This window comes from Burkholderia guangdongensis (genome assembly GCF_013403875.1).
In the GTDB taxonomy this organism is placed as follows: domain Bacteria; phylum Pseudomonadota; class Gammaproteobacteria; order Burkholderiales; family Burkholderiaceae; genus Burkholderia; species Burkholderia guangdongensis.
In genome coordinates, this window is record NZ_JACBNX010000020.1 from 118,267 (window position 1) to 138,364 (window position 20,098).

General features: G+C 67.4%; 21 protein-coding genes. 7 read left to right on the top strand and 14 right to left on the bottom strand.

All coding sequences use genetic code 11. The features are described 5' to 3' along the window. Positions 1-114: 114 nt before the first annotated feature. From HZI36_RS19915 to HZI36_RS19925, 3 genes are all read right to left on the bottom strand, one after another. Entirely contained in the window at positions 115-318 is a 204-nt protein-coding gene (locus HZI36_RS19915; RefSeq protein ID WP_085038287.1) for a cold-shock protein, read from the bottom strand. Positions 319-594: 276 nt separating this feature from the next. Then, positions 595-942 (bottom strand): hypothetical protein, encoded by a 348-nt coding sequence (locus HZI36_RS19920; RefSeq protein ID WP_179404379.1) that lies wholly within the window; start codon positions 940-942, stop codon positions 595-597. 230 nt (positions 943-1,172) lie between these two features. Continuing rightward, the gene (locus HZI36_RS19925; protein WP_179404380.1) at positions 1,173-2,336 is read right to left on the bottom strand and encodes a helix-turn-helix transcriptional regulator; all 1,164 of its coding nucleotides are present in this window, start codon (positions 2,334-2,336) and stop codon (positions 1,173-1,175) included. 282 nt (positions 2,337-2,618) lie between these two features. Between HZI36_RS19925 and HZI36_RS19930 the strand changes: the two genes are divergently transcribed. Next, positions 2,619-3,242 carry a glutathione S-transferase family protein gene (locus HZI36_RS19930; protein ID WP_179404381.1) on the top strand — a complete coding sequence of 208 codons (624 nt, stop codon included), beginning with the start codon at positions 2,619-2,621 and terminating at the stop codon, positions 3,240-3,242. A 38-nt stretch (positions 3,243-3,280) separates the two neighbouring features. Here the strand turns inward: HZI36_RS19930 and HZI36_RS19935 are convergent, their stop codons facing one another. Together HZI36_RS19935 and HZI36_RS19940 are read right to left on the bottom strand one after the other, a co-directional pair. Then, positions 3,281-4,495: a S53 family peptidase gene (locus tag HZI36_RS19935; protein ID WP_179404382.1), complete on the bottom strand. Its 1,215-nt coding sequence runs from the start codon at positions 4,493-4,495 to the stop codon at positions 3,281-3,283. 312 nt (positions 4,496-4,807) lie between these two features. After that, positions 4,808-6,028: a S53 family peptidase gene (locus HZI36_RS19940; protein ID WP_179404383.1), complete on the bottom strand. Its 1,221-nt coding sequence runs from the start codon at positions 6,026-6,028 to the stop codon at positions 4,808-4,810. A 378-nt stretch (positions 6,029-6,406) separates the two neighbouring features. On the opposite strand from HZI36_RS19940, the gene crcB reads away from it, so the two are divergent. Beyond that, on the top strand, positions 6,407-6,790 hold the full coding sequence (crcB, locus tag HZI36_RS19945) for a fluoride efflux transporter CrcB (protein ID WP_179404384.1): 384 nt from the start codon (positions 6,407-6,409) through the stop codon (positions 6,788-6,790). Between the two features lie 37 nt (positions 6,791-6,827). Beyond that, entirely contained in the window at positions 6,828-7,166 is a 339-nt protein-coding gene (locus tag HZI36_RS19950; RefSeq protein ID WP_179404385.1) for a DUF190 domain-containing protein, read from the top strand. Positions 7,167-7,202: 36 nt separating this feature from the next. Here the strand turns inward: HZI36_RS19950 and HZI36_RS19955 are convergent, their stop codons facing one another. Together HZI36_RS19955 and HZI36_RS19960 are read right to left on the bottom strand one after the other, a co-directional pair. Further along, the gene (locus HZI36_RS19955) at positions 7,203-7,766 is read right to left on the bottom strand and encodes a YggT family protein (protein ID WP_179404386.1); all 564 of its coding nucleotides are present in this window, start codon (positions 7,764-7,766) and stop codon (positions 7,203-7,205) included. 78 nt (positions 7,767-7,844) lie between these two features. Beyond that, on the bottom strand, positions 7,845-8,774 hold the full coding sequence (locus tag HZI36_RS19960) for a Rossmann-like and DUF2520 domain-containing protein (RefSeq protein WP_179404387.1): 930 nt from the start codon (positions 8,772-8,774) through the stop codon (positions 7,845-7,847). Positions 8,775-9,244: 470 nt separating this feature from the next. On the opposite strand from HZI36_RS19960, the gene HZI36_RS19965 reads away from it, so the two are divergent. Both HZI36_RS19965 and HZI36_RS19970 read left to right on the top strand, forming a co-directional pair. Continuing rightward, positions 9,245-9,529: a hypothetical protein gene (locus HZI36_RS19965; protein WP_179404388.1), complete on the top strand. Its 285-nt coding sequence runs from the start codon at positions 9,245-9,247 to the stop codon at positions 9,527-9,529. 160 nt (positions 9,530-9,689) lie between these two features. Next, positions 9,690-10,658 (top strand): threo-3-hydroxy-L-aspartate ammonia-lyase, encoded by a 969-nt coding sequence (locus tag HZI36_RS19970; RefSeq protein ID WP_179404389.1) that lies wholly within the window; start codon positions 9,690-9,692, stop codon positions 10,656-10,658. 99 nt (positions 10,659-10,757) lie between these two features. Here the strand turns inward: HZI36_RS19970 and HZI36_RS19975 are convergent, their stop codons facing one another. Together HZI36_RS19975 and HZI36_RS19980 are read right to left on the bottom strand one after the other, a co-directional pair. Further along, entirely contained in the window at positions 10,758-11,435 is a 678-nt protein-coding gene (locus HZI36_RS19975; RefSeq protein WP_179404390.1) for a LysE family translocator, read from the bottom strand. Positions 11,436-11,457: 22 nt separating this feature from the next. Further along, positions 11,458-13,014 (bottom strand): UbiD family decarboxylase, encoded by a 1,557-nt coding sequence (locus tag HZI36_RS19980; RefSeq protein WP_179404391.1) that lies wholly within the window; start codon positions 13,012-13,014, stop codon positions 11,458-11,460. 588 nt (positions 13,015-13,602) lie between these two features. Here HZI36_RS19980 and HZI36_RS19985 point away from each other — a divergent pair. Next, entirely contained in the window at positions 13,603-14,724 is a 1,122-nt protein-coding gene (locus HZI36_RS19985) for a lytic transglycosylase domain-containing protein (RefSeq protein ID WP_179404392.1), read from the top strand. Between the two features lie 79 nt (positions 14,725-14,803). On the opposite strand, the gene HZI36_RS19990 is transcribed toward HZI36_RS19985, so the two are convergent. From HZI36_RS19990 to HZI36_RS20010, 5 genes are all read right to left on the bottom strand, one after another. Then, positions 14,804-16,000 carry a pyridoxal phosphate-dependent aminotransferase gene (locus HZI36_RS19990; protein ID WP_179404393.1) on the bottom strand — a complete coding sequence of 399 codons (1,197 nt, stop codon included), beginning with the start codon at positions 15,998-16,000 and terminating at the stop codon, positions 14,804-14,806. 94 nt (positions 16,001-16,094) lie between these two features. Next, positions 16,095-16,532, bottom strand: coding sequence for a transcription antitermination factor NusB (gene nusB / locus HZI36_RS19995; RefSeq protein ID WP_179404394.1), 438 nt, complete (start codon positions 16,530-16,532; stop codon positions 16,095-16,097). Next, the gene (ribH, locus tag HZI36_RS20000; RefSeq protein WP_179404395.1) at positions 16,529-17,044 is read right to left on the bottom strand and encodes a 6,7-dimethyl-8-ribityllumazine synthase; all 516 of its coding nucleotides are present in this window, start codon (positions 17,042-17,044) and stop codon (positions 16,529-16,531) included. The genes nusB and ribH overlap by 4 nt, the downstream gene beginning before the upstream one ends. Before the next feature lie 64 nt (positions 17,045-17,108). Further along, positions 17,109-18,245 (bottom strand): bifunctional 3,4-dihydroxy-2-butanone-4-phosphate synthase/GTP cyclohydrolase II, encoded by a 1,137-nt coding sequence (gene ribBA / locus HZI36_RS20005; protein ID WP_179404396.1) that lies wholly within the window; start codon positions 18,243-18,245, stop codon positions 17,109-17,111. Between the two features lie 97 nt (positions 18,246-18,342). Further along, a complete protein-coding gene (locus HZI36_RS20010) occupies positions 18,343-18,849 on the bottom strand; it encodes a DUF1993 domain-containing protein (RefSeq protein ID WP_179404397.1) in 507 nt (168 codons plus the stop codon). Positions 18,850-19,149: 300 nt separating this feature from the next. Here HZI36_RS20010 and HZI36_RS20015 point away from each other — a divergent pair, with 300 nt between their 5' ends. Beyond that, the gene (locus HZI36_RS20015) at positions 19,150-20,067 is read left to right on the top strand and encodes a LysR family transcriptional regulator (RefSeq protein ID WP_179404398.1); all 918 of its coding nucleotides are present in this window, start codon (positions 19,150-19,152) and stop codon (positions 20,065-20,067) included. Positions 20,068-20,098: the final 31 nt, after the last annotated feature.

Below are 20,098 nucleotides of genomic sequence, written 5' to 3' on the forward strand. Positions count from 1 at the left end.
AGGCGGTCCCGATCGAACTGCATCGGGACGCTGGCATCCGCGACGGAGTGGCGGGTGCTTGCCGGAAGGCGGGGATGTGCCGGCCGCGCGAACGGGGCCGGCGACAGATGTGGGTTACAGCGGGGTGATGTTCGACGCTTGCAGGCCCTTGGGGCCGCTCTTCGTCTCGTAGCTGACCTTTTGGCCTTCGGCGAGGGTCTTGAAGCCGTCGCCGCGAATCTCCGAGAAGTGCGCGAACAGATCGTCGCCGCCCTTGTCCGGCGTGATGAAACCAAAACCCTTGCTATCGTTGAACCACTTGACGGTACCGGTATCCATGTAGATCTCCTGAGAATGGACGAACATATGCGTGCCGATAGACGGACGCGGGAAAAGAATCAAGGAGGGAGAGGACAACGAGTACCGCACTGGTGCGGTCAATGATGAGCAGCAATCGCGCTTCTTGAATACTTCAGCGGGCCACATTACGCCTCGTCAAGGAATACGTCAAGCGCTTTCGACCGAGGGGCGGAACAAGTTGCGCGCGTTCGGTCGTCACTGAGGGAGACATTGCGACTCCCCATGCTCTGCCCCCGAGCCCGTCCGCGCGCGATCCTATTGGCACGAACCAGAAATCGTTTGATCGGATTGCTCGATCATCTGCTCGCCTGTTTGCTTTTCTTGAGTCCAGGTCGGCAGTTCCTGACAGCTTTCGGCAACGCGCACAGTGAGTTCGCCTATTTTTCTGTTTGCCTTTGCCGATCCGCACACGGATGGCGTGGCCGCCGCCTGCTGGGCGAATTGATTGGCATACTGTGCGGCCTTCTGTTGCGCGACTTTGCAGCCGCCGCTCAGGTCAAGGTTCGCGATTTCGGGCGAAATGCTCTCGTCGGCCATGGCTGCCTGTCCAGTCAGGGATGCCGCAACGGCAAACGGAATCAGGAAGGAGAGGTGGGTTTTCATGTCGTTATCCTAATTTTGTCGATGATGTGTTGGAAAAGCTCAGGATCAATGCGCGTTGGCAAACGGCAGTCTTACTGACAGTGCAGGTCGTCCCTCGGTTGTCCGCCGTTCTACTTTCGTGCCAATCTAATCTCGGCGGTCAAGACAATCCATTCCTCATTTGGGGGGTAACGCGGCAGTTCTGGAGCCGCTGTGCCGAGCCATTTGATGTTTCCGGCCGAGCCGCGGCATCAGGCGAACGCGTTCAGCGGCAGGTGAAGCATCAAGCGCATGAGCTCGGATTGGCGATCCGTATCGGTCTTGCGATAAATCGACTGAAGCTGTTTCCGCACGGTTTCATACTGGATGCCGAGCCTGACGGCGACCTCCTTGGGCGACAATCCCTCGCCGAGCGAGCGGCAAACGCGGATCTCGGCGGGCGTCAGGTTGAATGCCGCGCTGAGCAGCTCGGCGTCGACAGGGGGCGCCGACTCGGGGTGATAGAAGAGCAAAAGAACGAGCGGGCGCAGGCCGAACGCGCCGCTCACCTTGGGCGGAACCAGCAGCGTGAAGAACGCGTAGAGCGTTTCATCCGCCTGCCCCATGCCTTTGCGGGTGGTGATGGCCATCGAGCGATAGGTCGAGACTTCTTCGGGGATCTCGATTTCACCGCGTGCCAGTCCTTCCAGTCGCGCACACTCATTGCGGAACTGCGCTTGATATTCGATCGGCAGATGGAGTTTTCCGTCGGTGACGCCGACGAGCGAGGTTGAAGAGAGCAGGCGTGTCGCGGCTTCGTTGGCAAGGACCACGTTGCTGTCGGTCGTCAAAAGCATCACGGGCTGCCTGAGCTTGTTGACGAGCGCATGTCCCACCAGCGCTTTGGTCGAGAACGTATAGTTCTGGATCTGCATCCGGACAGCCCGCGTCAGATGCGGAACGAGCTTGTCGAGAAAGCGAATCTCCGCGGGCCCGAGCGGGTTTTCGCCAACGGCCCGAAGCGCCGAAAAAATAACACAAACGTTCGCATTGTCCACCAGCTTGCAGCCCGAGACGTAGCGTCGCCCGATTGGAATCAGAAAGTCCTGATAGAACGGGTCGTGGGCGACGAAATCGTCGTCGAACACCTCGTGACAATGTATCCACTCTCCCGGATTTTGTTGCCGCATGAGCGCCATCCGCGGATCGATGCTGCCGTATCGCTGGATATAGGCAAGCTCGCCTTCGACGGGCAGATTGAAACCATCGCTGTAGGAAAGCGAGCCATGCTTTTTGTCGATGGCCAGCATGTGGATGACATTTGCTTCGATGGCCTGGCCGAGGGAGGTAAAGAAGTCGGGCCATCCAGACGGCTCAGCGACTGCTTCGTAAAGCAGATGAATGATTTCTTCGTAACGCTCTGTCGACAGATCCATCTGGAATCCCCTCTTTTCGGTCGTTCGTTTTCTTTGTTGTGTCGCTACCGGTTCGCACCAGCCGTCAAGTCTGAATAGCGGTGTCGCGTTGTCGCGATGGGCGGTTCGACCGGATAGTCGTTGTATGGAGGACAATCTACACCGCGCAGATTTCCAACTGCTTACCATCGAACCCGGAAGGGGTGGCACGAAACGAACACCGCACCGACGACGCGAACCGGACAAGGAAGCGCATACTTCACCTTCCAGGATTTCCAGAACCCGCACGCACAAGGAGCCCGCATGTTGAAAGTGCTTGGAAGAATCACGTCGGTCAACGTCCGCAAGGTCCTCTGGACCTGCGACGAATTGCAGCTTCCGTTCGAGCGCGAAGACTGGGGCGCGGGCTTCAGATCGACCGCGACGCCCGAATTCCTCGCGCTGAATCCGAACGCGCTGATCCCGGTGATTCAGGACGGGGACTTCGTGCTGTGGGAGTCGAACACGATCATCCGCTATCTCGCGAACCGCCACGGCGGCGAGTCGCTCTATCCGGCCGATCCGCAGTCGCGCGCGCGGGTCGATCAATGGATCGACTGGCAATCGGCGGAGCTGAACCCGTCGTGGGTCTACGCGTTCCTCGGGCTCGTCCGGCAATCGCCCGCGCATGGCGATCCGGCCGAGATCGAGCGGTCGATCAAGAGCTGGACTGCGCGCATGACGACCCTGAACGGGCAGATCGAAGCCACCGGCGCGTTTGTCGCCGGCAAGCAGTTCTCGCTTGCCGACATCCCGGTCGCGCTGTCGGTGCATCGCTGGTTCTGCACGCCGTTCGAGCGGCCGGCGTTGCCGGCGGTGTCCGACTATTTCGCCCGTCTCGCGGAGCGGCCGGCCTTCGCGCGCTACTGCGCAAGCGCCACGCCGTAAGCGTCGCCATCGCCGCCGACGCGCTGTCGCGCGCCCGCTCAGGGTTGTGCGACGAGCGCCTGCACGACGTGCAGCGCCTGCGGCGAGCCGAGCCCGGTCACGTAGTCGTAACCGCCGGACGCGGTGCAGATCGTCCCGCAGATGCCGTTCGTGCCGGTCGTCACGTCGTGATAGTCGCTGCCGTACGCGGTCTTGCCGACCGCATACAGCGCGTTGTACGTGCCGCCGAGCCGGCTCTTGCCGGCGGCGGCGCGCATCGAATTCGCGATCGCGAACAGCGCCGACCACTGCGGCGCGCCGGCGCTCGTGCCGCCGACCTCGAACCAGCCGGCCTGACGCTGATACGCGACGGAATCGTAGACCGCGAAACCCGTCGACGGATTCGCGTCGTAGCTGACGTCGGGCACGCCGCGGCTGCCCGCGACCGGAACGGGCCACACGTCCTGTCCGGCGGGCTCGGCCTCGTATGGGCTGACGCCGCCGCCGCTGCCGCTCCACGCGGTTTCGCCGACGTAGTTGCCGTAGCGGTCCATCGACAGCGCGGTGCCGCCGACCGACACGACGTACGGCGACGCCGCCGGATATTCGGTCCCGGTGCCGCTGTCGCCGGACGACGCGACGAACGTGACGTTCTTCGGTGTGCTGAAGTGGCTGTCGTAGCCGGTCTCGCCGCTGAATTCGCTGCCGCCGAAGCTCATCGACACGACCGACGCGCCGTGGGCGACCGCGACGTCGATGGCATGCGTCAGATCGGCGTAGCTGCTCGACGCCGCCTCGACGAGGACGATCCGCGCGTTCGGCGCGATCGCGTGCACCCACTCGACGTCGAGCGACATTTCGAGCGCCCAGCCCGCGTTCGACGGCGGCTTGGTGCCGCGCGCGTAGACCTTCGTGAAGCAGCCGTTCGCGCTCGTGCAGGACGGCAGTCCGAACGCCGTGCTGAACGTGCCGAGATCGGACTCGATGTTCGGGTCGTCGTACGCGTCGACGATCGCGACCGTCATCCCGTTGCCCTGATTCGTGATCGTGTCGAAGCCGTACGCGTGCCGGACGGCAGCCGGCGTGAAGCCGACGACCGATGCCGTGCTCGCGTGCGTATGCGTGTGGAACGGCGGCCGCGCGAAGCCTTTCGGCGCGCGGGTGCCTTCGACGTAGGACGGCTGATCGCCGCCGGCGGCGAGCGCGACGGTCGACGCGAACAGCGGGAGGCACAGCGCCGTCATCAACAAGGACGGGAGGCGGTGGTTGGGCATGGTCGATTCTCCATATCGATGGACGCGCAGGGGTGGGCAGAGGGGACACGCGCTGAATGAATATCGGCGGGAGCCGGGCGTTCCTGAGTGGGAAAGCCGGCTATCGGATCGGGGTTTACGCGAGGTTCGGCGGATGCCGCGCCGGTCGCCCGATCGCGCATGGCGGCGCGGTCGACATGGGGGATGTGTGATTCACGCGTTGCTCGGCGCGTGGGTGCCGGGCTTGCGTTCGCGGTGGGCTGTCGGTTCGGCTCGCGGCCGCCCGTCCGGGGCGGCCGCGTTCGGCGTTTGCGCGTTGCGCAAAGCCCGCGCTTACGGCTGCGCGACGAGCGCCTGTACGAGACTAGACGCTTGCGGCGACCCGAGCCCGGTCACATAGTCATAGCCGCCGGACGCGGTGCAGATCGAGCCGCAACTGCCGTTCGTGCCGGTCGTCACGTCGCGATAGTCGCTGCCGTATGCGGCTTTGCCGATCGAATACAGCATGTCGTACGTGCCGCCGAGCGGTTGCTTGCCGGCGGCGGCGCGCATCGAATTCGCGATCGCGAACAGCGCCGACCATTGCGGCGCGCCGGCGCTCGTGCCGCCGATCACGCGCCAGCCGACGCGATTGTTGTACGCGATGGAGTCGTAGACCGCGAAGCCCGTGGACGGATTCCCGTCGTAGCTGACGTCGGGCACGCCGCGCTTGCCCGCGACCGGGATCGGCCAGGTGGTCTGCCCGGCGGGTTCGGCTTCGTACACGCTGACGCCGCCGCCGCTGCCGCTCCACGCGGTTTCGCCGAGATAGTTGCCGTAGCTGTCGGTCGATAGCGTGGTGCCGCCGACCGACACGACCTTGGGCGACGCGGCGGGGTATTCGAGGCCCGTGCCGTTATCGCCGGACGACGCGACGAACGTGACGTTCGGCGCGCTGAAATGGCTCTTGTCGGAACTCGTCTCGTTGCTCCATTCATTGCCGCCGAAGCTCATCGACACGACCGACGCGCCGCGGTTCACCGCGACATCGACCGCGGCCATCAGATTGGTGAAACTGTTCGACGCCGCTTCGACGAGGATGATCCGCGCGTTCGGGGCGATCGCATGCACCCATTCGACGTCGAGCGCCATTTCGACCGACCAGCCGGCATCGGCGGGCGGCTGGCTGCCGTTTGCGTAGACCTTCGTGAAGCAGCCGTTCGCGCTCGTGCAGGACGGCAGTCCGAACGCCGTGCTGAACGTGCCGAGATCCGCCTCGATGTTCGGGTCGTCATACGCGTCGACGATCGCGATCGTCATCCCGTCGCCCTGGTTCGGGAGCGCGTCGAAGCCGTACGCATGCCGCGCGACCGTCGGCGAGATGCCCGAGATCGTCGATCCGGTTGCGTTCGGCGTCAGTTTCGTATGGAACGGCGGCCGCGCGTAGCCTTGCGGCGCGCGCTCGCCTTCGACGTAAGGCTTGTGGCCGTTGTCGGCTGCAAACGCCACGGCGGATGCGAATAGCGGAACGCAGAGCGCTGCCATTAATACGGATGGGAGGTGTTTTCGAGACATATTGGATTCTCCTTTTGTGAGAGGGTACGGCCAGGAGCGAGTCTATTGGATGGCGGAATGAATTTGAATAAATTCTGGAGAATTTAGATTATTTGATAATCCGCTAATGGCCTTGCCGATCATGGTTTACGCTAGTTTTTGAGAAAATGAACGGGAATTTCATGGCAGGTTTTTTGCGGAATATTTTACTCACGACTAATTGAAGTGGATCGCAAATCAGACTCGAATCAATCCATCGTCCCTGTCATTCGGCGATTGACTTCGAAACATCGTGCAATCCGTGCCGATTGCCGCGCATCCCGGAATCCGCATAAAGTGCTGCGTACGCGGCCGGCCGCAAGCGGCCGTTCGATCGCCCACTCTCGACGCGGAGCGCACGTGTTCTATTCGATCGTCGCGATTTTCATCGGCGCCGGGCTCGGCGCGCTGCTGCGCTGGTTCCTGAGCCTCGGCCTCAACGCGATCCTGCCCGAGGTGCCGCTCGGCACGCTCGCGTCGAACCTGATCGGCGGCTACCTGATCGGGTTCGCGGTCGCGGCGTTCGGTGCGAAGGCGGGGCTGCCGCCCGAATGGCGGCTGTTCGCGATCACCGGCTTTCTCGGCGGGCTGACGACGTTCTCGACGTATTCGGCGGAGGTGATCTCGCACGCGATGCAGGGAGAACTCGGCTGGGCATTGGCGGTGGCTGCCCTACACTTGATAGGATCGTTCACGCTGACGGCGCTCGGCATGTGGACGGCCCGCGCGTGGCTGGCCGCCTGAGCGCGGCCGGCGGCTTGCCTGGAACGGGAGGCCTGCGATGGACAGGATCTTCTTGCGCTTCTACGTGCACGAGCAGCATCGCCTGCACTGGAAGCCGCTGTGGGAATGGCTGCTCGAGGAGGCGAACCGGATGGGCGTCGCGGGCGGCTCCGCGTTTCGCGCGATGGCGGGCTTCGGCCAGCACCGGGTGCTGCACGAGGAGCGCTTCTTCGAGCTGCAGGGATCGACGACGATCGAGGTCGAGTTCATCGTCACCGAGGAGGAGGCCGAGCGGCTGATCGCGCGCATCGGCGAGGAAAAGGTGCGGCTCTGCTACGCGATGATTCCGGCGCGCTTCGGCGTGGTCGACACGATCGGCGTGCGGGCGACGGGGTAGACGACGGGCAGCGGGCAGCGGCCGGCCGCCAGGCCGTCAGATTCCGAGGTGCGTCAGCAAGAACTTGGCGCGCGTGACCACCATCAGCAGCACCTGCACGATCACGAACAGCAGCAGCGGCGACAGATCGATGCCGCCCAGGTGCGGAATCACGCGGCGCAGCGGGTTCAGAACCGGCGCGGTGAGCTGATAGAGGATCGGCATCGCGGGCGAGCGCGGGTTCAGCCACGACAGCAGCGCCATCAGGATCGTCATCCAGAGAACGAGATTCAGCGCCCACTGCACGACGGTCAGCAGCGCGGCGATGACGATCGCCGGCGCGAACGCGGCCGGGTCGATGCCGATCAGCACGACCACCAGCCCCACGTAGACGAGCGCTGTGACGAGCGCCGCGACGACGCTCGCCCAGTCGATGCCGCGCACGCCCGGAATCACGCGGCGCAGCGGCAGCACGAGCCAGTTGGTCGCCTGCAGCACGGCCTGCGTGACCGGGTTGTACGGCGGCACGCGCACGGCCTGCATCCAGACGCGCAGGATCAGCGCGGCGCCGAACAGCGTGAAGACGGTGTTGAGCAGAAAATGGGCGATCTCGCCGAGCATCGTTGGCATCCTCTTGTTATTCAGTCGAACAGCATGCGGTCGCCTTCGCCGGGCGGCCGCGCATCGGCCGACACCATATCACGCCTCGTCGCGCGGCGGGGCGGCGCCGAGCGCCGCATGCGCGAGCGCCGTCTCGACGAGCTCGGCGATCGCCGGGAGCGCGGCCGGCGGCGCCGCGCGCCGGCCCGCGAGCGCGACCGCGCGGCGCGTGAGCAGCGCATAAAGCGCCGCGTGGTCGCCGCCGCGCGATTCCAGCAGGGCGAGCTGCCGCGCGACGATTCCCGCGTCGCCGCGCGACACCGGGCCGGACAGCGCGCTCGCGAGCCCCTTGTCGCGCGCGGCGCCGACCGTGCCGGCGAGCATCGGCAGCAGCGCGCGCAGCGCGGCATCCTCGTCGAAGCCGAGCGAGCGCCACAGGTCGACCGCTTCCGCGAGCCCGCAGATCGCGAAGCTCGCCGCATAGTGCGCGGCCGCGTGGTAGAGCATCCGGCCGCCGGCCGGAATCGACAGCGGATGGCAGCCGAGCGCGCCGGCCAGGCGCGCGAGCGCCGCGTGCAGCGTGCCTTCCGCCTCGATCGTCACCGAGCATCCGTCGAGGCGCGCGAGGTCCGCGTCGTCGCCGCCGAACAGGTACAGCGGATGGAAGCCGCCCGTCGCCGCGCCCTGGCGTTTCGCGGGATCGAGCAGGTCGACGCCCGACGCGCCGCTGCAGTGCACGAGCGCCTGCGTGCCGGCGCGCGACGCGTCGAAGCGCAGCGCGGCGGCGACCGGCGCGAGATCGTCGTCGGGCACGGTCAGGAAGATCAGGTCGGCCGCGTCGACGACCTGCTGCGGCGTCGCGACCGCGCGGCAGCCGTCGAGCTGCGCGGCGAGCGCGTCCGCGGAGGACGGCGTGCGGCTCGCGATCGCGACGACCGGGAAGCCGGCGCGCGCGAAGCGCCGCGCGATGCAGCGCGCGAGGCGGCCGGCGCCGATGAAGCCGAGGCGAGGGGTATCGGGAAGAGGCATGGCGGGAAGCACGCGTGAAACCGGGACAGCCGCCAGTATCGCAGGATGCCGGCGCGCTCGCGCGGACCGCGCCGGACGTTGGCCGAACGGCCAGCCGGCGATCCGGTGATCCGGCCCCGAGCGCGATGTGTCGCGTATCCGCGTCGGCCGGCCCGCCGGGCCCCGGCGGTTTGTCTCGAATTTGTAATGTTAAATTACGGGTTCGCCCGTACGCCGCGTGGCCGAATCGGTAACGCTGACCGACTGGCCCGGTCTTGCGGGTCGGGTCCGACGGCGTCATGCGTTTCGCGCGGGTGTCCGATGCGCGCGATCGGTGTCCGGCGGGCTATCCGCGCGGCCGCGCGATTGCAATTTGCAACAAATGGGTGCGACGCGATTTCCAGGTTTTCGCTACATTGCTTGCATGCGATGCGCATCGACGCGTTGCCGACAGGAGCGGTCAAGGGGATTGCTCCAGCAGGAGAATCGAAGTGAAAAAGCTCATTCCGTTGATTGCCGCCGCCGCGCTGGGCCTTGGGGCCGCGGGCGCCGCGCAGGCTCATGTGTCGATCGGGGTCGGCATCGGGATTCCGGTCGCGCCCGCCTATCCGGTTTATGCACCGCCGCCCGTCTATTACGCGCCGCCGCCGCCCGTCTATTACGCACCGCCGCCCGCGTACTATGCGCCGGGCGTCGTGGTCGGCGGCTACTGGGGCCATCCGTACTGGCGTCACCACGGCTACTGGGGCCATCGCGGCGGCTACTACCGCCGCTGATCCCCGGCGCTGATCCTTTTTCAGCGCGCGGCATTCGCGCGCGATGCGCGGCGCAGATTCCCCGACGGGAGCTGCGCCGTTTTTCTTTGGCGGCGCGCCGGCGCACGGTGCGTGCCGGATGGTGTAAGGTGGGCTGTCTCGACCACTTTCCGACCGCACGATGTCCGTCCTGTCCGCGCCCACCTTCGATGACGTGCTCGACGCCGCCGCCCGCCTCGACGGCGCCGCGCATCGCACGCCCGTCCTTACGTCCCGCACCGCCGACGCACGCGCCGGCGCGACGCTGTTCTTCAAGTGCGAGAACTTCCAGCGGATGGGGGCGTTCAAGTTCCGCGGCGCGTACAACGCAATCTCGCATTTCGACGCCGAGCAGCGCAACGCCGGCGTGATCACGTATTCGTCCGGCAATCACGCGCAGGCGATCGCGCTCGCGGCGAAGCTCGCCGGCATCCGCGCGACGATCGTGATGCCGCTTGACGCGCCCGCCGCGAAGCGCGCGGCGACGGAGGGTTACGGCGGCGAGGTCGTCACGTACGACCGTTATACGGAGAACCGCGAGGAGATCGGCGCGCGGCTCGCGCGGGAGCGCGGGATGACGCTGATTCCGCCGTACGACCATCCGCACGTGATCGCGGGGCAGGGGACGGCCGTCAAGGAGCTGATCGACGAGGTCGGGCCGCTCGACGTGCTCGTTGTCTGCCTCGGCGGCGGCGGGCTGCTCGCGGGCAGCGCGCTGTCGGCCGCCGCGCTCGCGCCCGGCATCCGGATCGTCGGCGTCGAGCCGGAAGCCGGCAACGACGGCCAGCAGTCGCTCGCGCGCGGCGAGGTCGTGCACATCCCGGCGCCGCGCACGATTGCCGACGGCGCCGCGTCGACGCATCTCGGCGCATACAACTTCCCGATCATTCGGGCGCTCGTCGAGCGGATCGTCACGGTCAGTGACGCGCAGCTCGTCGACACGATGCGCTTTTTCGCGGAGCGGATGAAGATGGTCGTCGAGCCGACCGGCTGTCTCGCGGCGGCCGCGGTGCTCGAGCGCGTGTTGCCCGTCGAGGGCAAGCGCGTCGGCGTGATCATCAGCGGCGGTAACGTCGATCTCGTGCGCTACGCGGCGTTTCTGCGCGGCTGAGGCCGCCGCGACGGCACGCGCGCGGCCCGTGCGGCCCGTGCGGCCCGTCCAGCTCATCCGGCCCGTCCAGCCCCCGCGTGGCGTTCGCGACCTTCGCACTCACACCGCGTGTGCGATCAGATCCCGATACCCGCCGACGATCACGCCGTACGAGAAATACGCGAACAGCAGCGCGGATACGACGTGGCACGCGCGCATCAGCCCCGCGCCCGCGCGCTTGCGCCCGTGGCTCGCGAGCGTGCAGAGGAACAGCGTCCACGCGAGCCCGCCGAGGAAGAAGCCGGACAGGAACACCGACGCGGTCGCGGGCGTCGTCGCGCCGGCTTTCGCGATCAGCGCGCCGCCGACCGCCGCGAACCACAGGATCGCGCTCGGCGACGACATCGCGAGCAGCATCCCGCGCACGAAGCTGCGCGGCGCGCTCGCGTGCGGCGCAGCGTTGACGCCGTCGCCGTCATCGCCGCCGGCCGGCGCGGACGCGGGCGCGAGCGCCTCGCGCGCCATCTTCCACGTCAGGAACACGAGCACCGCGCCGCCGCCGATCCAGACGACCCAGCGCACCGCGTCGAACCGCAGCAGCACGGCCATCCCGGCGAGCGCGAGCGCCGCGTAGACGAGATCGCCGACGCACGAGCCGACGCCGAGCCAGAAGCCCGGCCGGAAGCCGTGCGACAGCGTGAGCGACAGCATCGCGATGTTGACGAGGCCGATGTCGAGACACAGCGAAAGCGACAGGAAGAACCCGTCGGACAGCATCGAAGCAGGGGGAAAGCTCATCGTTGTTCGAATGGATGCGGGGTTACAGCCCGATCTCGCGCCACAGCTGATCGACGCGCGCCTTGACCGCCTGATCCATCACGATCGGCCGGCCCCATTCGCGCGTGGTCTCGCCGGGCCACTTGTTGGTCGCGTCGAGTCCCATCTTCGAGCCGAGGCCCGCGACCGGCGACGCGAAATCGAGATAGTCGATCGGCGTGCTGTCGACCAGCACGGTGTCGCGCACCGGGTCGACACGCGTCGTGATCGCCCAGATCACTTCCTTCCAGTCGCGGATGTTCACGTCCTCGTCGACGACGACGATGAACTTCGTATACATGAACTGCCGCAGGAAGCTCCACACGCCGAACATCACGCGCTTCGCGTGGCCCGCGTAGCTCTTCTTCATCTGGACGATCGCCATCCGGTAGCTGCAGCCTTCGGGCGGCAGATAGAAGTCGGTGATCTCCGCGAACTGCTTCTGCAGCAGCGGCACGAACACCTCGTTCAGCGCGACGCCGAGAATCGCGGGCTCGTCGGGCGGCTTGCCGGTGTACGTCGAGTGATAGATCGCGTCGCGGCGCATCGTGATCCGCTCGACCGTGAAGACCGGGAACCACTCCTGCTCGTTGTAGTAGCCGGTGTGGTCGCCGTACGGGCCTTCGAGCGCGTGCTCGTACTTCGCGGCCGCGGTGTTCGCGGGGCGCGGCGGCGCGCCGGCGGGCGCGGGCGCCGGCGCGCCTTCCTGCGGGTGGATGAAGCCTTCGAGCACGATCTCCGCGCGCGCGGGCACCTGCAGCCCGTCGACGCCCGGCGTCAGGCACTTCGCGAGTTCGGTGCGGCTGCCGCGCAAGAGGCCCGCGAACTGATATTCGGACAGCGAATCGGGCACCGGCGTGACTGCGCCGAGCGTCGTCGCCGGATCGGCGCCGAGCACGACCGCGACCGGATACGGCTTGCCCGGATTCGCGAGCGCGAACTCGCGGAAGTCGAGCGCGCCGCCGCGATGCGCGAGCCAGCGCATGATCAGCTTGTTGCGGCCGATCAGCTGCTGGCGGTAGATGCCGAGATTCTGGCGCGGCTTGTTCGGCCCGCGCGTGACGGTCAGGCCCCAGGTGACGAGCGGGCCGGCGTCGCCGGGCCAGCAGGTCTGGATCGGCAGCTTGTGCAGATCGACGTCGTCGCCTTCCCAGACGATCTCCTGGCATGGCGGCGCGGACACCGATTTCGGCGCCATGTCCCACACGGCCTTCGCGAGCGACAGCAGCTTGCCGGCGTCCTTCAGGCTCTTCGGCGGATCGGGCTCCTTCAGCGCGGACAGCAGGCGCCCGAGGTCGCGCAGCGAACCGAGCGCGGCGTCGTCGCCGGCGTCGACACCCATCCCGAGCGCGACGCGCCGCGGCGTGCCGAACAGGTTGCCGAGCACCGGGAACGCGTAGCCGGGCGGCGCGCCGAACAGCAGCGCCGGGCCGCCGGCGCGCAGCACGCGGTCGCACAGCTCGGTCATTTCGAGCACCGGCGACACCGGTTGCGCGACGCGCCGCAGTTCGCCGAGCGCCTCGAGGCGCTGGATGAAATCTCGCAAGTCTTTGTATTTCATGGGTAAGGTCCGAGCCGCCCGCGCACGGGCGGCGATGGGCGGTGGCGGCGGCCGGCCGCACCCGCGAATCGAGCGCCGATTTTACCCGGGCGGCCGCGCGGATGCCCGGACGAGCAAAAAGTCGGCCCGCCGCGAACCCTTGGCGAGACGGGGCTCGCGGGCGAAACAGGGTTTCATTATTACTTTTTGTTATTGATTCGAATTGTTATAGTGTTGACGAAATATAAAACCCTGTTAAAATCCGTCGACATTGGTTGCAGGGTATAAGGCTTCGAGCCGCCAATCACCGATCCTTTGACGCAGCGCGTCACCGTCCGCCGATACCTGCACGGCCTATCCGACGGTCTTAGTCGTAGTCACAGCCAGTGCCACCGGGCGCTGGTTTTTGCGTGGGTGCCACCGCGTACTGCCCGCCTGCAATGGCGCCGGCCATTTTTACCCGTCGTGGCCCCGAACGGTACTTATACCGTTTCTCCGATACCTGCACGTCCCGACCAGGACGCGCGGTGTCGTGATTCTGCGCGGAACGTTCAGAGTCTCGCCTTCGAGCCGAGCGAGCCGCGCGAATCATGTTCATGGGAGATCTGAATGAACGCTTGGTTGTCGTGGCGTCCCAACGAGCAGCATGCGCAGCGATTGCGCACGATGCTGCGTCGCGGGACGCGTGTCAGTCACCACTTGCTCAGCGTAGTAGGCTGTATCGCTGTCGCGGTTGCGCTCGCCCTCTGGCTGCTGCCGACCGTGCGCGGCACGCTCGCCGCCAGACTGGTGCCCATCGTGTCCGCCGCCGTGCAGGCCGGCCCCGCCCGCCTGCTGACCGGCCATCCGCTGCCGGCCCTCACGCCGCCGGCGCCGGGCGCGCAGCAGGGCGACGGCGAGAGCGCCGATCTGCCGGTCGCGTACGACACGCCCGCGTCGGATGCCGCTGCGGCCGATTCGGCGACGTCTTCGTCGTCCGACACCGCCGACGCGCACAATGGTCCGTCGCCGATTTCGCTCGCGAAGATGATTCCGACGCACCTCGTCGCCGCCGATGCGCGCGAGGACCGCTCGCTGACGTCGGCCCGCGAACAGGCGCTCGTCGCCACCTATCTGTCGCGCCGCTACCGCGTCGCGCAGGAGCCGGTCGGCCAGCTCGTGAGGGCCGCGTTCCAGACCGGCCACGACGTCGATCTCGATCCGCTGCTGCTGCTCGCGGTGATGGCGATCGAATCGGGCTTCAATCCGTACGCGGAAAGCGGCGTCGGCGCGCAGGGCCTGATGCAGGTGATGTCGAAGGTGCATTCCGACAAGTTCCAGTATTTCGGCGGAACCGACACCGCGCTGCAGCCGCTCGTGAACATCCAGGTCGGCGCGCTCGTGCTGAAGGACTGCATCGCGCGTGGCGGCTCGCTCGCGAGCGGCCTGCGCTACTACAACGGCGCGACGACCGACGACGGCGGCTACGGCTCGAAGGTGCTCGCCGTGCGCGAGCGCCTGCGCGACGTCGCGCGCGGCCGTCGCGTGCCGCTCAACGATGCGCCGCAGTCGGCCAAGCCCGCGGTCGTCGCCGTATCGACGAGCGCGAAGCGCGTGCATGCGACGCTCGCCGCCGCGCAGCCGATCTCGGCCAAGGCGTCCGCCGCGTCGAAGGCGCCGCAGCAGGACGACGCGAGCACCGGCGATGCCGTGAAGGCGCAGCACGACGATCATTCGGAACTGGCCTCGTAACGCGCGCGGCCCGTCGCCGGACGAAAAAAAAAAGCACCCACGGGTGCTTTTTTTTTTGCTGTGCGCGGCTGTTGTGAGCTCAGCCGCGCCCGAACAGCCGGCCGAGCCGCTCGACCGCTTCCTCGAGCCGCGCATACGCGGTTGCGTACGACACGCGGATGTAGTCGTGCGGCGCATGCACGCCGAAATCCATCCCCGGCACCATCACGACGCTGGCGTCGTGCAGCATCGCGTTCGTCAGCGTCGCGCTGTCGCCGGCCGCCGGGTGCGCAACGTGGCCGCAGTGCGCGTACACGTAGAACGCGCCGTCCGGCATCACCGGCACCCTGAAGCCGAGCGATTCGAGCGCCGGGACCAGATAGTCGCGGCGCCGCTTGAACTCGAGCCGGCGCGCATCGTAGATCGCGAGCGTGCCCGGCTCGAAGCAGGCGAGCGCCGCGTGCTGCGCGAGCGCGGACGCGCAGATGAACAGATTCTGCGCGAGCTTCTCCAAGATCCCGACGAGCGCTGGCGGCACGACGAGCCAGCCGAGCCGCCAGCCGGTCATGTTGAAATACTTCGAGAAGCTGTTCACGGTGACGACGTCGTCGCCGAACGACAGCGCCGACACCGGCGGCGCGTCGTAGCTGAGCCCCTGATAGATCTCGTCGACGATCGTGAAGCCGCCGCGTTCGCGCACGGCCTCGACGATCCGCTTCAGCTCGGCGGGCTCGAGCGACGTGCCGGTCGGATTCGACGGCGACGCGAGCAGCACGCCGCGCGTGCGGTCGCCCCACAGGCGGCGCACGTCGTCGGCGGTGAGCTGAAAGCGCGCTTCCGGGCCGCTCGGCACGAGCACCGCGCGGCCTTCGGCCGCCGCGACGAAGTGGCGATTGCACGGGTACGACGGATCGGGCATCAGCACCTCGTCGTCACGGCCGACGAGCGCGAGACACGCGAGCAGCAGCGCCGCCGACGCGCCCGCGGTCACGACGATCCGCTCCGGGCTGACCGTGAGCCCGTACGCGCGTGCGTAGTGGCCGGCGATCGCTTCGCGCAGCCGCGAGATGCCGAGCGCGCCGGTGTACTGCGTGACGCCGCGGCGCAGCGCGGCCGCCGCGGCCTCGACGACCGGCTCCGGCGCGGTGAAGTCCGGCTCGCCGATGCTCATGTGGATCACGTCGCGGCCCGCCTGCTCGAGCGCGTGAGCCTCCTTCATCAGCTCCATCACGTAGAACGGCTGGATGGAATCGACGCGGGCGGCGAGCGTCAGCAGAGAGTCGGCGGTGGCATTCATCGGTCGGTCGGGGCGGGTGAGGCAGGGTATGTGAAGCGGGATACGTGAAGCGGGGGGGCATGCCGCAGGGCGCCTGCGCGCCCGCGGGGGAAAGTCAGCCGTTGCGGCGCGCGTGGATTTCGTCGGGGCGCAACTGCGCGGCGAGCTTGTCCAGCACGCCGTTCACGTACTTGTAGCCGTCGGAGCCGCCGAACGTCTTCGTCAGCTCGACCGCTTCGTTGATGATCACGCGGTACGGCGTCTCGACGTACTGCCTGAGCTCGAACGTCGCGATCAGCAGCACCGCGCGCTCGACCGGCGACAGCTGGTCGATCGGACGGTCGAGGCACGGCACGAGCGCTTCGGCGAGCGCCGCGTGATCGCGGATCACGCCGTGCAGGATCGCGTCGAGCAGGGCCTTGTCGGCCTTGTCGTAGCCGAGCGCGCCGCGCAGCTGCGCGTCGATCTCGCCTGGCGCCGCGTTCGACAGCAGCCACTGATACAGGCCCTGCGTCGCCAGCTCGCGCGATTGTCGGCGGGCGCTCTTCTTCATGCGCGCTCCTCTTCGTCGTCTTCGTCCTCGTCCTCGTCTTCCTCGTCGGCGAGCTGGTCGAGCGCCATCGTCAGGTTCGCCATCTCGACCGCGACGCGCGCCGCGTCACGACCCTTCTCGGCCATCCGCGCGACCGCCTGCTCGTCGTTCTCGGTCGTGAGCACCGCGTTCGCGATCGGCAGGTTGAAGTCGAGCCCGATGCGCGTGATGCCCGCGCCGCTCTCGTTCGACACGAGCTCGAAGTGGTACGTCTCGCCGCGGATCACCGCGCCGAGCGCGATCAGCGCGTCGAACTGGCCGCTTTCCGCGAGTTTCTGCAGCGCGAGCGGGATTTCGAGCGCGCCCGGCACCGACACGAGCAGCACGTCTTCGCCCGCGACGCCGAGGCGTTCGAGCTCTTCGACGCAGGCGTCCGCGAGGCCGTTGCTGACCGGTTCGTTGAAGCGCGACTGCACGATGCCGATGCGCAGGCCGTCACCTTCGAGGTTCGGTTGGTATTGTCCGATTTCCATGATTTTGGGTCCGTGTGGTGGAATGTGCGTGGGGTGGCTGGATCGTCGGGTGTGTGGGCCGCCGTCAGGCCGCGTCGCCGTGCGCGACCGCGCTGCCCGGCATCGGCACGAAGCCCGTGACTTCGAGGCCGTAGCCGGACATGCTGCCCAGCTTGCGCGGGTTCGACAGCACCTGAATCTTGCCGACGCCGACGTCGCGCAGGATCTGCGCGCCGATGCCGAACGTCTTGAAATCGACCGGCCGGCGCTTCAGCACCGCGGCCTTCTCTTCCTCGTCGAACGCCTTGAAGACGTCGACCAGATGTTCCTTCGTGTCGCCGCAGTTCAGCAGCACGATCACGCCTTCGTCGCGCCGCGCGATCTCGCGCATCGCGGCGTCGAGCGTCCACGAGTGCGTCGACGTGCCGGTCTCGAGCAGGTCGAGCACCGACAGCGGCTCGTGCACGCGCACCGGCACGTCGCGCTCCGGCGTCGGTTTGCCGCGCACGAGCGCGATGTGCGGCGAGCCGGTCGGCTGGTCGCGGTACAGCACCGCGCGGAACGCGCCGTGCGCGGTCTGCATCGTGCGCTCGGCCACCCGCTCGATGATCGATTCGGTGCGGCTGCGGTAGTGGATCAGGTCGGCGATCGTGCCGACCTTCAGGTTGTGCTCCTTCGCGAATTCGATCAGGTCGGGCAGGCGGGCCATCGTCCCGTCGTCCTTGATGATTTCGCAGATCACCGCGGCGGGCGTGAGCCCCGCGAGCGCGGTGAAGTCGCAGCCGGCCTCGGTGTGGCCCGCGCGCACGAGCACGCCGCCCGGCTGCGCCATGATCGGGAACACGTGGCCCGGCTGCACGATGTGCTCGGGGCGCACGTCGTGCGCGACCGCCGTCTGGATCGTGCGCGCGCGGTCGGCCGCCGAGATGCCGGTCGTCACGCCCTCGGCCGCCTCGATGCTGACCGTGAACGCGGTGCCGTACTGCGTGCCGTTGCGATACGTCATCAGCGGCAGATGGAGCTGCTTGCAGCGTTCCTGCGTCAACGTCAGACAAATCAGGCCGCGGCCGTAGCGGGCCATGAAGTTGATCGCTTCCGGCGTGATGAATTCTGCGGCGATCACGAGATCGCCTTCGTTTTCGCGGTCTTCTTCGTCGACCAGGATGACCATCCGGCCGGCTTTGAGCTCGGCGATGATGTCGGGCGTGGAGGCGAGCGTCATAAGGGGAGCCAGAAAAAGGAAAAGGCGTATTTTACGCCAGCCGGGCCGGGTTCGGCCGGCGGGGGCGACGCAGGCCGCCGCGCCCGCCGGATGCGCGTCAGCGCCCGCCCAGATAGTCGAGCTTGCCGAGCTCGACGCCGTGGTGGCGCAGGATGTCGTACGCGGTCGTCACGTGGAAGAAGAAGTTCGGCAGCACGAAGCCGAGCAGGTACGTGAGCCCGGTGAATTCGAGCGGGCCGACGCGCATCTTCAGCACGATCTGGCGCGATTCGGTGCCGTCGATCTGCTCGGCGGTGAAGCCGTTCAGGTAGTCGATCGTCTTCTGGATCCGCGCGTGCAGTTCGTCGAACGTGTTCTCGACGTCCGGATAGCTCGGCGCCTCGACGCCCGCGAGCCGCGCGGCGCAGCCCTTCGCGGTGTCGGTCGCGATGAAGACCTGGCGCGCGAGCGGCAGCATGTCCGGGTAGAGGCGCGCGCCGATGAACACCGACGGATCGATCTGCTTTTCGGCCGCGTGCGCCTGCGCCTTGCCGAGAATGTGCTGCAGGTTCGTCAGGCCGCGGATCAGCACGGGCACGGAGGCCTGGTACATCGAAATGGACATGGGCGATTCCTTCTTCGGTCGTGGGCGCGCCGTCGGGCGCGCGGGGGGGCGCGGCGAGAGCGGCCGCTTCGTCGGCATCATACGCGGCTCGCGTGATGCCCGCTTGAGCTCGCTTGGGCCCCGCTCGGTCCCGCTTGGTCCCGCTTGCCGGCGCGTCGCGCGCGGCGCCCGCCGTGGCATCATCGCGTGATCGCCGGGCGGCCCGGTAGAGACTGACATGAAACGACCCCCACGCTCACTTTGTTCGCTGCCCCCCGAGGGGGCGGTCAGCCGCCTTGGGGCGGCCCGGCGGAGGCCGACATGAACCTACGCCAACTCGAACACGTGATCGCTCTCGCGGAAGAGGGCAGTTTCGCGCGCGCCGCGCAGCGCGTCCACCTGAGCCAGCCCGCGCTGAGCCGCAGCATCCAGACGATCGAGGACGAGCTCGGCATCGCGCTGTTCGACCGCACGACGCGGGACGTGCAGATCACGTCCGCCGGCGAGATGGTCGTGCGCCGCGCGAAGAAGATGCTGTTCGAGGCGCGCTGCCTCGTGCGCGACGTCGACCTGATGAAGCATCACGATCTCGGCTCGGTCAGCTTCGGCGCGGGGCCGTACCCGGCCGCGATGCTGCTGCCCGCGATCCTCGACGAGCTCGCGCGCAGCGCGCCGAAGATGCGGGTTCGCGCGGACGTCGTCGGCTGGCCCAGCATGCTCGAGGAGCTGCATCGCGAGACGCTCGATTTTCTCGTCGTCGACATCCGCGGGATTCAGCCGACGAGCGAGATCAACGTGATCGCGCTGCCGCGGCACCATGCCGCATGGTACGTCCGCGAAGGGCATCCGCTCGCGCGGATGGTCGAGCTCGACGCGACCGATCTGCACGACTATCCGATCGTGTCCGCGCCGATGCCGGATGCGATGCGCGAGGCGCTGCGCAAATGGCTGCGTTTTCCGCCGAATCACGAGATGGATTTCCACGTCGTCTGCAACGACGTGAACGTGCTGCAGGAGTACACGCGCAAGACCGACGCGCTGCTGCTGCTGACGACTCACGCGCTGTGGAATCCGGCGAGCATGGCGGGGCTCGTGCCGCTGTCGCTGCCGATGCGCTCGCCGCTGTGGCTGCAGCTCAGCATCGTGTATCTGGCGGGCCGCACGCTGTCGCCGGCCGCCGAGCACGCGATCCGCGCGGTGCAGCGCGCGGCGGCGGTGTCGCCGGCGAGTGAGCAGTAGCGACACGTGGCGGCGGGCGCTCGCGTCCCGA

What these genes read in the sequence shown, in the direction of transcription:
- HZI36_RS19920 (WP_179404379.1), bottom strand. Translation starts at nt 942, where the DNA reads ATGAAAACCCACCTCTCCTTCCTGATTCCGTTTGCCGTTGCGGCATCC.
- ribBA (WP_179404396.1), bottom strand. Translation starts at nt 18,245, where the DNA reads ATGACGCTCGCCTCCACGCCCGACATCATCGCCGAGCTCAAAGCCGGC.
- HZI36_RS19930 (WP_179404381.1), top strand. Translation starts at nt 2,619, where the DNA reads ATGTTGAAAGTGCTTGGAAGAATCACGTCGGTCAACGTCCGCAAGGTC.
- HZI36_RS19955 (WP_179404386.1), bottom strand. Translation starts at nt 7,766, where the DNA reads ATGCTCGGCGAGATCGCCCATTTTCTGCTCAACACCGTCTTCACGCTG.
- HZI36_RS19915 (WP_085038287.1), bottom strand. Translation starts at nt 318, where the DNA reads ATGGATACCGGTACCGTCAAGTGGTTCAACGATAGCAAGGGTTTTGGT.
- HZI36_RS19990 (WP_179404393.1), bottom strand. Translation starts at nt 16,000, where the DNA reads ATGAATGCCACCGCCGACTCTCTGCTGACGCTCGCCGCCCGCGTCGAT.
- HZI36_RS19935 (WP_179404382.1), bottom strand. Translation starts at nt 4,495, where the DNA reads ATGCCCAACCACCGCCTCCCGTCCTTGTTGATGACGGCGCTGTGCCTC.
- HZI36_RS19925 (WP_179404380.1), bottom strand. Translation starts at nt 2,336, where the DNA reads ATGGATCTGTCGACAGAGCGTTACGAAGAAATCATTCATCTGCTTTAC.
- nusB (WP_179404394.1), bottom strand. Translation starts at nt 16,532, where the DNA reads ATGAAGAAGAGCGCCCGCCGACAATCGCGCGAGCTGGCGACGCAGGGC.
- HZI36_RS19950 (WP_179404385.1), top strand. Translation starts at nt 6,828, where the DNA reads ATGGACAGGATCTTCTTGCGCTTCTACGTGCACGAGCAGCATCGCCTG.
- ribH (WP_179404395.1), bottom strand. Translation starts at nt 17,044, where the DNA reads ATGGAAATCGGACAATACCAACCGAACCTCGAAGGTGACGGCCTGCGC.
- HZI36_RS19960 (WP_179404387.1), bottom strand. Translation starts at nt 8,774, where the DNA reads ATGCCTCTTCCCGATACCCCTCGCCTCGGCTTCATCGGCGCCGGCCGC.
- HZI36_RS19980 (WP_179404391.1), bottom strand. Translation starts at nt 13,014, where the DNA reads ATGAAATACAAAGACTTGCGAGATTTCATCCAGCGCCTCGAGGCGCTC.
- HZI36_RS19975 (WP_179404390.1), bottom strand. Translation starts at nt 11,435, where the DNA reads ATGAGCTTTCCCCCTGCTTCGATGCTGTCCGACGGGTTCTTCCTGTCG.
- HZI36_RS19985 (WP_179404392.1), top strand. Translation starts at nt 13,603, where the DNA reads ATGAACGCTTGGTTGTCGTGGCGTCCCAACGAGCAGCATGCGCAGCGA.
- HZI36_RS19940 (WP_179404383.1), bottom strand. Translation starts at nt 6,028, where the DNA reads ATGTCTCGAAAACACCTCCCATCCGTATTAATGGCAGCGCTCTGCGTT.
- HZI36_RS19970 (WP_179404389.1), top strand. Translation starts at nt 9,690, where the DNA reads ATGTCCGTCCTGTCCGCGCCCACCTTCGATGACGTGCTCGACGCCGCC.
- HZI36_RS20015 (WP_179404398.1), top strand. Translation starts at nt 19,150, where the DNA reads ATGAACCTACGCCAACTCGAACACGTGATCGCTCTCGCGGAAGAGGGC.
- HZI36_RS20010 (WP_179404397.1), bottom strand. Translation starts at nt 18,849, where the DNA reads ATGTCCATTTCGATGTACCAGGCCTCCGTGCCCGTGCTGATCCGCGGC.